Raw genomic sequence first — 14,305 nt, 5'->3', positions numbered from 1 at the left:
TATTTTGCTTTGAAAAGGACGGAATTATTCATTTAGGTACCGTGAACGTTTTGTGAATTATGTATACCATCCACCATTAACCGCAAGTGTTTGTCCTGTAATATACCTAGATCCAGAAGAGAGCAGAAAGGAAACTGAATCAGCCACATCCTCACCTGAACCTAGTCTACCAATAGGAATTTCATCCTTAAGCATCTGCAATTCGTCAGCAGAGAAATTTTCTAACATCGGCGTTTGAATGGCACCAGGCGCCACCGCGTTAACGGTAATTCCACTTAATGCAACTTCTTTACTTAACGCTTTAACAAACGCGATCTGAGCACCCTTTGCAGCAGAATATGCGACTTCACACGCAGCACCCGTCTGTCCCCAGATAGAGGAAATAACAACAATTTGGCCATTGTGTTGAGCCATTAATTTCGGAAGCAAACGTTTCGTTATTAAAATCGGTGCCGTAACTTGGAGCTTCATGATTTCCTCAAGGTCATCCTCCTTCAAGTCAACCAATAACCCATAATGACTCTGACCACAATTATGTATGATTGCATTTAATGCAAAAATATTTTCGCAAAGCTTTTTAATCCCATTTTTCTCAGTCAAATCCGCCTGTATTGGAATGTATTCATTTTCAAAAATTGAAAGTTCACGGAGCAAACGTTCCATTCCCTCTATATTCTTATGATAGTGCAAGTATAAAGAAAACCCATCCTTTGCAAGCTTCTTCGCAACGCATGAGCCGATCCCCCCGCTTGCTCCAGTAATTAACGCATATTTTTTCACTAGCTTCTCCTCACTTCAACAAAAAGGCGCCGTTAAACGACGCCTCACTTTAATTAGCTTTTTGGCACTACTTGGCAAATGGCCATTCGATTTTCAGAAATTAAGTTTTTACCTACTTCCTGAATATCCTCAATTTTAATTGCTTCTAATACAGGTACCACATCAAATAAATTCATGTCGTTAAATGCATATCGTGTAAATTGATTTGCAATGTACTCAGGTGAATTAACGGCACGTAGAAACGCACCAATTTTTTTCTTCTTTGTACGCTCTAAGCTCTCTACCGTTATGTTACTTGAGCTTTTTTCTTCCTTTAGGATTCTTTTTATTTCATCCGCTAATTGATCTGGGCTATTGGTATCTCCGCCAATCATCGCAAAACCAAACCCTTTCTCCTGCGTATAATCAAAAGAGAAGGTATCATCGATAAGTCCACTGCTGTACAGCTTATCATAATTTTCGCTACTTCTTCCAAACAATATTTCCAACAACACATTGGTTGTTAGTTCCTGTTTAAGCATTTCCTCGCCTTGTTTTTCCGTGTCAGTAGCTTTTATACTAACCAAGCATTTAGAAGAATGCACATTCATAGGCAGGACTAATTTCTTTTCGGATACATCTTCCTTTTCACTTTCGAATTTACGCTCAATTTCTACTTGTGTAGGAAACGACTTCTTTGCCTGGTTATCTTTAATCTGCTTCATAATTTCCTCTACTTGAACAGGGCCAACGATAAACAAGAGCATATTGCTTGGATGATAAAAGGTATGATAGCACTCATACAACATATCCTTTGTGATTTCAGCTATCGATTCTTTTGTCCCTGCTATATCAATTTTCACTGGGTGGTTTTCAAATAGGTTTTGAATCGCACCAAAATATAAACGCCAGTCTGGATTATCATCATACATATCAATTTCTTGGCCAATTATTCCTTTTTCTTTTTCAACCGTTTTTTCAGAAAAATAAGGATACTGGACAAAATCGATTAATGTTTCTAAATTTTTCTCGACGTCTGATGTACTAGAAAAAAGATATGCGGTTCTTGTAAAAGATGTAAAGGCATTCGCTGATGCTCCTTGGCGACTAAATTGCTGGAACACATCACCATCTTCTTTTTCAAAAAGCTTGTGCTCTAAAAAGTGAGCAATCCCATCCGGAACCTTAACAAGCTCTTTTTTCCCTGCAGGTACAAAATGGTTATCTATGGACCCATATTTGGTTGTAAAAGTCGCATAGGTTTTGTTAAACCCTTTTTTCGGAAGAATGTATACCTCTAAACCATTTTCTAGCTTCTCGTGGTACAGTTCCTCTTGAAGCTGATCAAATGAGATCTTCTCCATTACTTCGTCGCCCCCGTTCCCGTTAAGAAATAAATCGTATCGAGTTGGATTTTATTAGCAACCTGTACGACCTCTTCCTTCGTTACAGCATCGATTCGTTGTAACCATTCATCTAGCTGAATTTGTTGTCCTGCAACTACATTATGATAAAGTATTTCAACGATTCCACGTGCTGTATCAAGCGTTTCAAGCAGTTGATTTTTTATCACTGCCTTCGTTTGAATCAAATCCTCATCTGAAAAGTCTCCATTTTTCATAGCTTGCATTTGTTCCTTAATAATTGAAACTGCTTTTTCAAAATTACTATTATCTATTCCGGACATAACCATCAGCAACCCTTTATGGCTTTCCACCCGACTCGCAGCGTAATAAGCTAGACTTGCTTTCTCGCGTACATTAATAAATAACTTGGAATGTGAAAATCCACCGTACACTCCATTAAATACTTGAAGAGCAAAATAATCAGGATCTCCATACGTAACATTCGTTCGGTACCCAATATTTAATTTTCCCTGCTTTACATCTTGTTCTTCCTTAATAACGTTTTCTTCAACCTGCGCTGGTTGTTTTTTCTCCAAAGCATGAGGAGTTCTAGATGAGAAGGTAAATCTTTCATTCACCATCTGTTCTACTTCTTGTTCTTCTATATCACCGATTATATATAAACTGAGTTCATCTTCAGCTAATGCTTTTTGATAATAATCATAAAGATCTTTACCGTTAATGGAATCCACTTCTGATTCTTTTCCGTGAACGTGTAGGGAGTACGGCTCTTCCTTACACATTTCTTCAATTAACCGATTGTTTGAATACTTCATTTTATCATCATAGATCGATTGTATTCTTTGCTTTAAGCTACGCTTTTCCTTCTCCAGTGTTTCTTTATGAAATTCACCGCCATCGGCATTTGGATTGGTTAACACCTCTACCAGAAAATCAATAGCCGTTTTTAATAGTGGAGTAGGATCAGAAAGGAATCGCTCATTGGCTACTTCCATCGCAAAACTTATTGTATGATACTCACCTTTTTTTCCTAAATCAATATAAAAAGTCGCCCCATACAATTCATCCAAATACCCTCGAAGCTTACCAGTAGTAGGAAATTTTTTCGAATTACTTTGAAGAACATTTGGTAGCAATGCTCGTTTCGTTACAGTCTCTTTTTGTAAAGGTGCCTTCATTTTAAAAATAATGGTGTTTGTCTTGAATTTATCTGTTTTCACCATATGTAGCTTGAAACCGCTCAATTCTTTAATCGTTTCGGAAACCACTGCCATATTTCCATCCTCCTTTACATCATGTGCTCTTAAATAGCTTTCCCATCTTGTGATACGGAATGTATTTAGATATACTATACCCTTTTGGACAAACCGTTATCAACTTTTGGTATTAAAGGAAAACATATGCAAAAAAACCTCCATACTTGGAGGTTTAAATAAGTGAAGAAATTTGGCGAGGAGGATAGGAGTTTCGGTAAACAACTCCCGTATCAAATATCGCTTGGTTCTTTCCTTTTTTCTTCGCTTCATACAAGAGGCAATCTGCAATGGCTAGTAAATCTTCATCCTCTCGATGGTGCTCGGAATAAGCCACACCAAAGCTCATGGTTACATTGCTCATACAGGTATTAAACGTTAATGCATTCATCTTTGCATATAAATCTGTAAAAAATACATTCATTTCATGTTCATCAAGGTTTGGTAGAATAATAGCGAATTCCTCGCCACCATATCGGAAAGCCTCTCCGCAAGCTTGATTCGAACACTCTTTAAAAAGCTTTCCAATTTCCGCTAGAACTTCGTCTCCAGCAATATGGCCATAGCGGTCATTGATTCTTTTAAAATGATCAATATCTGACATAACTAATATAAACGGTTCCTTCTCTTTTTTCTGGTTTTTCATTTCTTCCTGAAAACTACGATGATTATATAAACCCGTTAAGTAATCGGTGATCATAAGCTCATAATAAATTTCTTTTTGCTTCAAGTGTTTTCTTTCACGTAAAACTAGCATGGAACCAAATAAACCAACAATCCAAATAAATGCGACATTAAGAGCAAAAACGGTCAGAATAAGTGGGGTGATGTTTTGTTCCGTTAACAAAATAATCGTATACCCTATAGTAGAACTAGCTGATGAAATAAATGCTCCTTTTGTGTACCAATAGATGGTCGCGTGCATGATAATCAAATAAAATATAGGAAATAAGGGACTTGTTACACCACCAGACAAGACTAGAAGCCAAATCACAGCTATGTAGTCAAAGATAATACCCGCTTTTGTTAATAAATGAAAATAAGGATTCTGAGGTTTAAGTTTCAAAAATGCTATTTGAGTACAAATCATATAGGTAATTCCCACTACCAGTAGGATAGGGAATGTGCGATGTTCGAGCTCTAGTAACTCTGAAAAAAATGGTGAATAAAATAAGATTACAGCTACAACTAAAAAAATCCAACGTAAGTAAGAAAAAACCTTTTCCGTCTCATAATCGTCTAAGTATAATGACAACCTCATATTCAAACCTCTTCTATCGAATGGATTACCCCAATTTTACCATATTCTTGTAGACAGAACATTAAAATTATACAAATGTTCGAAAATTTAACAAAAGTTAGTAGATTAGAGAAAATAAAAAAAATCCCCGTAAAAACGGAGATTTATCTATTTCCTTTAATATATGGTGTTCCAAGTGCCTTTGGTCCTTCTGCTCTTCCAATGAATCCAGTTAATGCTAGGATTGTTAAGATATATGGTGCGATCAACAAGTAGACATTCGGGATATTTTCTAATAATGGTAAGCTAGAACCAATGATACTTAAGCTTTGTGCGAATCCAAAGAATAACGCTGCGCCCATTGCTCCAAGCGGATGCCATTTACCAAAGATTAATGCCGCAAGCGCCATGAAACCTTGTCCCGAAATCGTCGCGTGACTGAAGTCAGAAGAAATGGACTGAGCATAAATTCCCCCACCAATACCTCCTAATGCACCTGAGATGATCACTCCAATATATCTCATTTTTGTCACGTTAATCCCCATGGTATCCGCTGCCATTGGATGCTCACCTACAGCGCGAAGTCGAAGGCCGAACGGTGTTTTAAACATAACAAACCATGCGATAAATGCAACGATAATTGCCACATATGAAGTGTAGTACGTATTGGAAAAGAATAGCTTTCCTAGAACAGGGATATCACTTAAAACAGGGATATCTATTTTACTAAAGCCTTTTTGAATAATGTCTGTTTGACCTTTTCCGTAAAAAAGCTTAACAAGGAAAAGTGCTGCACCAACTGCTAAAAGATTGATTGCCACCCCAGAAACGGTCTGGTCAGCTCGGAATGTGATCGATGCAACGGCATGTAAAACGGATAATAGCGCACCTACAACCATAGCTACTAATAATGAAACCCAAGGAGTCAAGTTACCGAGTGTCTGGTCAAAAGCAAGATTAAACACGATTGCTGAAAATGCACCGATTACCATTAAACCCTCTAGTCCAATGTTAACGATACCTGAACGCTCTGAAAAGTTACCGCCTAACGCAGTGAAAATAAGTGGCGCTGCCCAAAGTAAAGTAGAAGGTATTACGATATATAAAATATCCATGAATCCCACTTACTTCACCCCCTTTTTACTAATACGATCAATGAACAGACGAATCATATAACTTGCTGCTACAAAGAACACGATTAAAGCGATAATTATATCAACAAGCTCATTAGGAACTCCCGCCTCAAGAGGCATATTTAAAGCTCCAACCTTTAATGCTCCGAAAAGTAACGCTGCTAGAATAACACCAATAGGTCCGTTTCCACCGAGAAGTGCAACGGCAATTCCATCAAAACCAACTCCAGTGAAACCACCTTTAATGGATGCATAACCAAATGTCCCTAGTCCCTCCATTGCACCAGCTAGACCAGCAAAAGCACCTGAGATGACCATAGAAAGAATAATATTTTTATCCACATTCATACCAGCGTAGTGAGAAGCATGCTGGTTGAATCCAACTGAACGTAATTCGTATCCACGAGTTGTCTTTTCAAGTAGGAACCACATAATAAATACAGCAATTAATGCAATTACAATTCCCCAATGCAAACGTGAATAGTCGGTTAATCCTTCTAAAAATGATGAACGTAATGTTGCAGTTTCTTTAATCATTTCCGTACGATCGCTTTTTTCAGATAGAACTGAACGGATAATATAGTTTGTCACATGAAGTGCCGTATAATTTAACATGATGGTTACGATAACTTCATGTACACGGAATTTTGCTTTTAATAGACCAGGAATAAATGCCCAAAGAGCACCTGCAACCCCCGCTGCAATAACTGCAACGAGCGTATGTATAACAGCTGGAAGTTCAAACGCAACCCCTACCCAAACAGCTGCCAACCAACCTACGATTAACTGTCCTTCAACTCCAATATTGAAAAGACCTGTACGGAAGGCAAATGCGACGGATAACCCGGCTAATATTAACGGAGTTACCTGTCGGATAACTTCCCCAGTGTAATAAATCTCTCCAAATGCACCGTTCCAAAGTGCGGTAAAGGCAGCTAATGCATCGTAGCCTGTCACAATCATAATAATAGTTCCTACTAGCATCCCTAATATTACAGCCATGATAGGAACAATAATATTTTTCACACGATTAGACATTTGTTTGTTCACCTACTTCCTTCTGTTTGGAACCAGCCATTAATAATCCAAGTTCCTGTTCCGTTGTTTCCTTTGGATTGACAATAGCAACGATTTCCCCTTCGTAGATAACCGCAATTCGGTCACTCACATTAAGAATTTCATCAAGTTCAAAGGAAAGCAATAATACGGCTTTTCCATTGTCTCGCTGTTCAATTAGTCTTTTATGAATAAACTCAATGGCCCCAACATCAAGTCCACGTGTTGGCTGAGCTGCGATGAGCAAATCCGGATTTCGATCTACTTCACGACCGATGATCGCCTTTTGTTGGTTCCCCCCTGATAAAGCTCTTGCAAGAGTAAATTCACTTGGTGTACGAACATCAAACTCTTGAATAAGTGATTTTGCTTTTTGATAGATTTGTTTGAAGTTTAAAACACCAGTTTTTGAAAATGGTGTTTTATAGTATGTTTGCAGCACCATGTTTTCCCCAATAGGAAAATCTAAAACCAGTCCGTGCTTATGACGGTCCTGTGGAATATGCCCTGTACCAGCCTCGGTAATTTTACGAGGAGGAAGATTTCGAATCTCTTTCCCATTCAGCTGGATTGAACCACTTTCTGATTTACGCAATCCAGAAATCGCTTCAATTAACTCTGTTTGCCCATTCCCATCAACACCTGCAATACCCAGGATTTCTCCTGCCTTCACATCAAGATTCAGGCTATTTACTGCTGTTAATCCCCTAGAGTCTTTCACTATCAAACCATTTATCTCTAGAACACTTTGAGCAGGCTTTGCATCTGCCTTTTCTGTTTTAAACGTAACTTCTCGACCAACCATCAAGCTTGCCAGTTCATTTGGATTCGTTTCACTTACATTTACTGTACCAATCCCAACACCCTTACGGATAACAGTACAACGGTCACATACTTCCATAATTTCCTTAAGCTTATGAGTAATTAGAATGATTGACTTACCCTCTTTAATAAGCGTTTTCATAATTTGTATAAGCTCTTTGATTTCCTGTGGAGTCAATACAGCTGTTGGCTCATCAAAAATCAAGATCTCGGCTCCTCTATAGAGCGTTTTCAATATTTCTACTCTTTGTTGCATTCCAACAGAAATATCAGCGATTTTTGCTTGTGGATCAACCGCTAGCCCATAGCGCTCGGAAATTTCTCTTACTTCTTGCTCAGCCTTTTTTAAATCGATTTTCAACCCTGATTTGGTTTCCTTACCAAGAATAATATTTTCTGTTACCGTAAACTTGTCTACTAGCATAAAATGCTGATGAACCATTCCAATTCCTAAATCATTAGCAATATTTGGGTTAGTGATTTTCACCGCTTTGCCTCGAACACGAATTTCCCCTTGTTCCGGCTGATATAAACCAAACAGCACATTCATTAATGTTGATTTTCCTGCCCCGTTTTCACCAAGCAATGCATGAATTTCCCCTTGCTTTAGTTGCAAAGTAATATTATCGTTTGCGACGATTCCTGGGAATTCTTTACGAATACCTAGCATCTCAATAACATATTCCATTTCTTTTCTCACTCCTTGCTCAAAGTTTAAGCAAATTATTCGTAAAAGTAAGAGGTCAGACCTTTAGCAATTTTTAAAAAACTTGGTATCCCAAGCGTGTAGAATGACCTATTATTTTTGGGGTATATTCCCTTTTAATAAAAATGCAAATGAAACGTAGAATCATTTCTACCCTTCAGTTCCATTTCTACTTATTCCTTAAAAAAGGAATAAGAGGTAGGAAAGATCCTCTTATTCCTTTGTCCAAACATTATTGTACAGAGAAAGATTTTAACTCTTCTAAAGTAGAAGGGATCACTAGATCGCCGTTCTTAATTTTTTCAGAGAAATCTGCAACTGCTGTTTCAATGTCAGCTTTAGCTGCAACTTCTTCGTTAATTGGAGCTAGACCAACACCATCTTCAGACAGACCGTAAGTAATTGTTTCTCCACCAGGGAAGTCTCCATCTTTAGCTTTTAAAGAAAGGTCTTTAACAGCGTTGTCAACACGCTTAAGTGCTGAAGTAATGATTACGTTATGCTCTTTGCCATCGATTTCTACTACACCCTCAGCTGTTTGGTCAGAGTCAACACCGATTGCCCAAACTTGTCTTTCAGGCTCTTTCTTCTTAAGGTCACGAGCTTCTTTGAATAAACCGTTACCAGTTCCACCAGCTGCATGGAAAATTACGTCAATACCTTTAGAATACATGCTAGAAGCAATTGTTTGACCAACTTCCGCTTTGTCGAAAGCACCAGCATATTGTACGTCAACCGTAATATCAGGGTTTACAGCAGCAACGCCAGCTTTAAATCCAGTTTCAAAACGCTCGATAACAGGAATTTCCATTCCGCCAAGGAAACCGATTTTATTAGAAGTAGTAGCTTTTGCCGCAGCTACACCAGCTAAGAAAGCTGCTTCTTGTTCTTTAAACATAATGCTTACAACATTTGGCTCTTCAACAAGAGCATCAACGATTCCGAAGTTGCTTTCTTTTTGTTGTGCAGCGATTTCTTTAATTGCACCTTCCATAAGGAAACCAATACCGAATACTAGATCAAAACCTTGACGAGCAAGAGTGTTTAAGTTTGTAGAATAATCAGCATCTGATTGTGATTGTAGGTAGTCAAAACCATCTTTACCTTTTTCAAGGCCCACTTCTTCACCATATGCTTGAAGACCTTCCCATGCAGATTGGTTGAATGACTTGTCATCCACTCCACCTACGTCAGTAACCATTGCTACAGTAAATGCGTCTTCTGTTGTTTCTGTGTTGCCACCTTCAGCTGCATTGTTTTCTTCTTCTGCTTTTCCACATGCGCCTAAAATAGTTCCAGCAGCAAGAACCAATGATAGAGCTAAACCGAATTTACGCTTTTTCATGGTTTTAAACCCCCTATGAATTTTTGTTGGATTTAGCAAGAATGCTTAGCAATCCGATGAAACATTAGCTTCATTCTCTTTTAAGAACATTATATTCTTTTTCGAAGTACATGAAAACTAAATTTATCGGCTCTAAAGTAGTTTACCGAAAAAAGGATTGGTTCATCGATTTCGTCAAAATGCATTTGCTTTAAAACAAGCAAAGCAGTTTCAGGGTCACATTCTAAGATGGGGGAAACTTTTTCATGATAACCGATTGGTTCGATTTGAGCCACAGCATATGTAATATTTCGATTTGCTTCCTCTTCTAGTATGTTGAAGATTGATTCCTCTCCATGTGAAAAGGTCTCAGGCAAAATTTTGTTAGGAACTTTGTCGATACAATATACAACTGGTTCTCCATTGGCTGTTCGAACTCTCTCCATTACCACAATTTCATCATCTGCAGAACATGAGAAACGACGGATGTCCTCTTCGGTAGCTCCTTGAGTTGATGAGCTCAAGAAAATGGTACCTGGTTTCATACCTGCTTGAACAATCATGTTCGTTACACTATTTAGTTGTTCAATTCCCGACGTAAATAGCGGCTTAGCATGGACAAACGTCCCTACCCCATGACGACGAATGATGACGTTTTCCTCTTCAAGAATTCGCAGTGCTTCTCGAAGCGTCGCCCTGCTCACACCGAGCTGCTTAGCAAGGTCAAATTCAGACGGGAGTTTTTCTTTCTCTTTGTATACCCCCGACTCAATATCCTTTTTTAGCCGATCGATGACCTGTAAATACAAATGTCGGTTATCTGACTTAATAGACATGCAAGCATCCTCCAACCATTTCTAAAGACATCAGACCTCTGATGTTCAATCATTCCTACTAATCGAAAATACTATAACACTTTTTTAGGTATAAATAAATAGAGTTTAGAAATTTTGTCGAAAAAACGTGTTAACTTATTTTACACGTTTATCTTAACGTACTCTGCGATAAATTATGCCACACTAAACACGATGTAAACGTTTCCAATATGTTCTAATTAGAAAGGCGATGTGAATCGCCCTTCCTAGTCTATTTTTCCTACTGAGGAATCTTCAGCAGGCTTCGTCATTAACACCGTTCGTGGTTTACTTCCTTCGTATGGTCCTACCACTCCTCTTAGCTCCATTTCATCAATAAGACGTGCTGCACGAGAATAACCAATACGAAATCTTCGTTGTAGCATAGAGACGGAGGCCGTTTGCATTTCAAGAATGAGATCAACAGCGTCATCATATAAATCATCATCCACTTCAGAGGTAGGCTCAGGAATATCATCTGGAATCATTTCCTGTTGATACTGTGCCTTTTGTTGACCAATAACAAAATCGACTATCTCTTCTACTTCTTCGTCCGATAAAAATGCACCCTGTACGCGTATAGGCTTTGACGCACCTACTGGCATAAAGAGCATATCCCCGCGGCCAAGCAGTTTTTCTGCTCCTCCGGAATCCAAGATTGTCCGTGAGTCGATTTGTGAGGAAACGGCAAAAGCAATTCTTGATGGAATATTTGCTTTAATAACACCGGTAATAACATCAACTGATGGACGCTGAGTAGCAATAATTAAATGAATACCCGCTGCACGAGCCATTTGAGCTAATCTTGTAATAGCATCCTCCACATCTGATGAGGCCACCATCATTAAGTCAGCAAGCTCGTCCACAATAACAACAATATACGGAAGAAGTGGTTGCTTTGTATCTTCCTCCAAATTAATTCGGCGAATATAATCATTATATCCTTCAATATTACGAGTTCCTGTATGGGAAAAGAGCTCATACCGTCTTTCCATCTCACTTACTACTTTTTTCAATGCCTGTGATGCCTTCTTTGGATCGGTTACAACAGGGGCTAATAAATGTGGGACCCCATTATAAACATTCAACTCTACCATCTTCGGGTCGATCATCATTAATTTTACTTCATGCGGTTTTGCCCTCATTAAGATACTCGTAATAATTCCATTAATACATACACTCTTACCACTTCCAGTTGCACCAGCAACAAGTAAGTGTGGCATTTTGTTTAATTCAGCTAAAACTGCTTCGCCCGTAATATCACGCCCAAGTCCAATCATAAGCTTTGATTCTGGTCGGTCGTTCTTCTTAGACTCTAAAACTTCACGTAGAGATACCATAGCAACCTCGGAGTTAGGCACTTCTATTCCAATCGCAGATTTGCCTGGGATTGGTGCTTCCATTCGGATATCCTTAGCCGCTAAAGCAAGTGCTAAATCATCACTTAAATTAACAATTTTACTAACCTTCACACCTACATCTGGATGAACTTCATACTTAGTAACAGCAGGACCTAAATGAACTTGTGTTACTTTCGCTTTTACTCCAAAGCTTAAGAACGTTCGTTCAAGCTTTGCTGCATTCGCATGGATAAGCTCATATTCGCCACTTTGATCCGTATGACGAGGTGCTTTTAACAAATGAATCGAAGGAAGCTCATAATCTTTATTCTCCACTTCCGTAAACGTAATTGGCGGAACACTATCGTCTTCCGTTTGTGACTGAGACTTCCCTTTTTTTGTCGTTTGTTCCACAGGTGGTTCCGAATAAGCTCTCTCTGTAAAGCTTGAAATGATTGGTTCAACGACTCTTTCTTCTTCTGGAGGCGTCATTGCACTTGAAATAGGAATGACTCTTTCTTCTTGTTCCTTTTTTTCTATTGCTTTTCGTTTTTCTTCTTTCTTTTTCTTGTTTTTTTCCGAACGCTCATTTCTCCAACCTTTCATATCATCGCCAAAAGCATGAATCTGTTTCTTTAGAAACTGACCAAATGCAATGATGGCTCTTCCTAGCGGTTCACCTAAGGTTCTACCAGTGAGCAAAATGAAGCCAATAATAAAAAATAAAGCAGCTATAATTTTTGTTCCTGCTTCAGCAAACAAATAATAGGACATGGCAAATAAAAGTGCACCAATCATTCCCCCGCCTAAATCGGTGGTACTCGTTTCTCCTCTAACTTCCATCCAATAAAGCTCGAACGTATTTTTTATTACACTTGGGCTTTCTGTTCTCCCATCATTTGCAAGAAGTTCAAACAATGTAACATGGCTCAGAAGTAATAGAGCAGAAACAATAAAATACATTCCTATCCATTTACTCTGGAAAAAGGATGGAATTTCACGTTTCCACATAAAATACGCACCAATGACTGCCAAACTAATTAAATTCACCATATACCATTCGCCCGAAAAGAAGCGAAAGAACATAACAACAGCATGTCCAACCGCACCAAGTCTGGCAATGGAAATAGTCGCTAATGCAATAAGTATAAGTCCAATGAGTTCGAATTTAACCGTTCGCTTAAAACCATCCTTGCTTCTTGTTTGTCGTCTTTTTTTCTTTGCCATTTTATCACCTTACTGTTGAATTATTACTACTATCTTAGTCTTTTGTTTTATGTACTAAACCCTTTAATAAAGACAAGAAAAGCAGCCTCAGTTGGCTGCCTACCTGATACAACTTTATTATAGCATAACTTATCCGTCCTGAAAGACACGCTTTACAAGAAAGATATTTTTGCTCCTGGTGTACATCTTTCATCTAAATAATGAGCCGGGTCACTACTCATAACACGAACCACTCGATAAGCACCTTCTGCGTCAGATTCGACTAATAAGGGAATCCCATCAAGATCATACATTTTCAGTTGAGTAACATCCGAATTGGCATTCGGATAAATCATTTCTGGTGGGGTGAGGGTATAAAGGATCATTGAACCAACCCCTCTGTTCCCTCACTGTTAATCGCAATGAGTTCATTTAATTTCTTCATTGCTTGGCCAATCCCGCCAACCTCATCAATTAAGCCGTATTTTACAGCATCCGTCCCCACTACATTTGTACCGATATCTCTTGTGAGGTTTCCTTTTTCAAACATTAATTCTTTAAACTTCTCTTCTGTAATCTTAGAGTGCTTTGTCACAAAAGTAACCACTCGATCCTGCATCTTATCTAAATACTCAAAAGTTTGAGGCACACCGATAAATAAACCGGTCAAACGGATTGGATGAATCGTCATCGTTGCTGTCTCTGCAATATACGAGTAATCACATGACACCGCGATCGGTACTCCTATGGAGTGGCCACCACCCAACACAATAGACACAGTTGGCTTAGATAAGGAGGCAAGCATCTCAGATATCGCTAACCCCGCTTCCACATCGCCACCTACTGTGTTTAAGACCACAAGTAACCCCTCAATCTTCGGATTTTGCTCAATTGCTACGAGTTGCGGAATGAGATGTTCGTATTTCGTCGTTTTGTTTTGCGGTGGAAGGGTCATATGACCTTCAATCTGACCGACAATCGTTAAGCAATGTATTTTTGAATCCTGCGCTAACTGTGGAACATTCGTTTGTCCTAACTGTTGGATTTTTTCAATTAAACTTGATGATTTTTCTTCCTTTGGGGTTTCTTGTTCGTTCCCCCCTCCATCATCCGGTTTATTATATTTAATTGGGTCCATACCAAATCTCCCTTCAGACATGATACCGTTAGTATGAAACCCTTGATGGTTTTTCATGCGAGAAATGGAAATTTGAAAAAGCTCACGAATTTTTCTAAAGAGTTTGA

General features: G+C 38.6%; 12 protein-coding genes. All 12 read right to left on the bottom strand.

Annotated features, from left to right (window positions below):
• Window positions 1–57 precede the first annotated feature (57 nt).
• The gene (gene ymfI, locus MKX65_RS08580) at window positions 58–780 is read right to left on the bottom strand and encodes an elongation factor P 5-aminopentanone reductase (RefSeq protein WP_340903248.1); all 723 of its coding nucleotides are present in this window, start codon (window positions 778–780) and stop codon (window positions 58–60) included.
• Between the two features lie 53 nt (window positions 781–833).
• Complete coding sequence (gene yfmH, locus MKX65_RS08575; protein WP_340903246.1) at window positions 834–2,123, bottom strand: EF-P 5-aminopentanol modification-associated protein YfmH; 1,290 nt, start codon at window positions 2,121–2,123, stop codon at window positions 834–836.
• Entirely contained in the window at window positions 2,123–3,400 is a 1,278-nt protein-coding gene (gene yfmF, locus MKX65_RS08570) for an EF-P 5-aminopentanol modification-associated protein YfmF (protein ID WP_160545543.1), read from the bottom strand. The genes yfmH and yfmF overlap by 1 nt, the downstream gene beginning before the upstream one ends.
• A gap of 154 nt (window positions 3,401–3,554) precedes the next feature.
• Window positions 3,555–4,640: a diguanylate cyclase gene (locus tag MKX65_RS08565; RefSeq protein WP_160545544.1), complete on the bottom strand. Its 1,086-nt coding sequence runs from the start codon at window positions 4,638–4,640 to the stop codon at window positions 3,555–3,557.
• Window positions 4,641–4,783: 143 nt separating this feature from the next.
• Window positions 4,784–5,743, bottom strand: a complete 960-nt coding sequence (locus tag MKX65_RS08560) for an ABC transporter permease (RefSeq protein ID WP_340903245.1) — start codon at window positions 5,741–5,743, stop codon at window positions 4,784–4,786.
• Window positions 5,744–6,790: an ABC transporter permease gene (locus MKX65_RS08555; protein ID WP_340906195.1), complete on the bottom strand. Its 1,047-nt coding sequence runs from the start codon at window positions 6,788–6,790 to the stop codon at window positions 5,744–5,746. It lies immediately after the preceding gene.
• Complete coding sequence (locus tag MKX65_RS08550; protein WP_160545545.1) at window positions 6,783–8,318, bottom strand: ATP-binding cassette domain-containing protein; 1,536 nt, start codon at window positions 8,316–8,318, stop codon at window positions 6,783–6,785. The genes MKX65_RS08555 and MKX65_RS08550 overlap by 8 nt, the downstream gene beginning before the upstream one ends.
• Window positions 8,319–8,568: 250 nt before the next feature.
• The gene (locus MKX65_RS08545) at window positions 8,569–9,681 is read right to left on the bottom strand and encodes a BMP family lipoprotein (protein ID WP_340903243.1); all 1,113 of its coding nucleotides are present in this window, start codon (window positions 9,679–9,681) and stop codon (window positions 8,569–8,571) included.
• A gap of 89 nt (window positions 9,682–9,770) precedes the next feature.
• A complete protein-coding gene (locus MKX65_RS08540) occupies window positions 9,771–10,496 on the bottom strand; it encodes a GntR family transcriptional regulator (protein WP_340903242.1) in 726 nt (241 codons plus the stop codon).
• Window positions 10,497–10,741: 245 nt separating this feature from the next.
• Window positions 10,742–13,081, bottom strand: coding sequence for a DNA translocase FtsK (locus MKX65_RS08535; protein WP_340903241.1), 2,340 nt, complete (start codon window positions 13,079–13,081; stop codon window positions 10,742–10,744).
• A 152-nt stretch (window positions 13,082–13,233) separates the two neighbouring features.
• The gene (locus MKX65_RS08530) at window positions 13,234–13,446 is read right to left on the bottom strand and encodes a YlzJ-like family protein (protein WP_340903240.1); all 213 of its coding nucleotides are present in this window, start codon (window positions 13,444–13,446) and stop codon (window positions 13,234–13,236) included.
• Complete coding sequence (locus MKX65_RS08525) at window positions 13,443–14,198, bottom strand: ClpP family protease (protein WP_160545550.1); 756 nt, start codon at window positions 14,196–14,198, stop codon at window positions 13,443–13,445. Before MKX65_RS08525 ends, MKX65_RS08530 begins: the two co-directional genes overlap by 4 nt.
• Window positions 14,199–14,305: the final 107 nt, after the last annotated feature.

This window comes from Robertmurraya sp. FSL R5-0851 (genome assembly GCF_038002965.1).
Classification (GTDB): domain Bacteria; phylum Bacillota; class Bacilli; order Bacillales; family Cytobacillaceae; genus Robertmurraya_A; species Robertmurraya_A beringensis.
Note: the sequence above shows the minus strand (reverse complement) of the source record. Positions and strands in the feature narration are given on the sequence as shown.

Bases quoted from the DNA above. Each gene is read 5' to 3' on its own strand.
- MKX65_RS08540 (WP_340903242.1), bottom strand. From the start codon at position 10,496: ATGTCTATTAAGTCAGATAACCGACATTTGTATTTACAGGTCATCGAT.
- MKX65_RS08550 (WP_160545545.1), bottom strand. From the start codon at position 8,318: ATGGAATATGTTATTGAGATGCTAGGTATTCGTAAAGAATTCCCAGGA.
- yfmH (WP_340903246.1), bottom strand. From the start codon at position 2,123: ATGGAGAAGATCTCATTTGATCAGCTTCAAGAGGAACTGTACCACGAG.
- MKX65_RS08530 (WP_340903240.1), bottom strand. From the start codon at position 13,446: ATGATCCTTTATACCCTCACCCCACCAGAAATGATTTATCCGAATGCC.
- MKX65_RS08555 (WP_340906195.1), bottom strand. From the start codon at position 6,790: ATGTCTAATCGTGTGAAAAATATTATTGTTCCTATCATGGCTGTAATA.
- MKX65_RS08525 (WP_160545550.1), bottom strand. From the start codon at position 14,198: ATGGACCCAATTAAATATAATAAACCGGATGATGGAGGGGGGAACGAA.
- MKX65_RS08545 (WP_340903243.1), bottom strand. From the start codon at position 9,681: ATGAAAAAGCGTAAATTCGGTTTAGCTCTATCATTGGTTCTTGCTGCT.
- yfmF (WP_160545543.1), bottom strand. From the start codon at position 3,400: ATGGCAGTGGTTTCCGAAACGATTAAAGAATTGAGCGGTTTCAAGCTA.
- MKX65_RS08535 (WP_340903241.1), bottom strand. From the start codon at position 13,081: ATGGCAAAGAAAAAAAGACGACAAACAAGAAGCAAGGATGGTTTTAAG.
- MKX65_RS08565 (WP_160545544.1), bottom strand. From the start codon at position 4,640: ATGAGGTTGTCATTATACTTAGACGATTATGAGACGGAAAAGGTTTTT.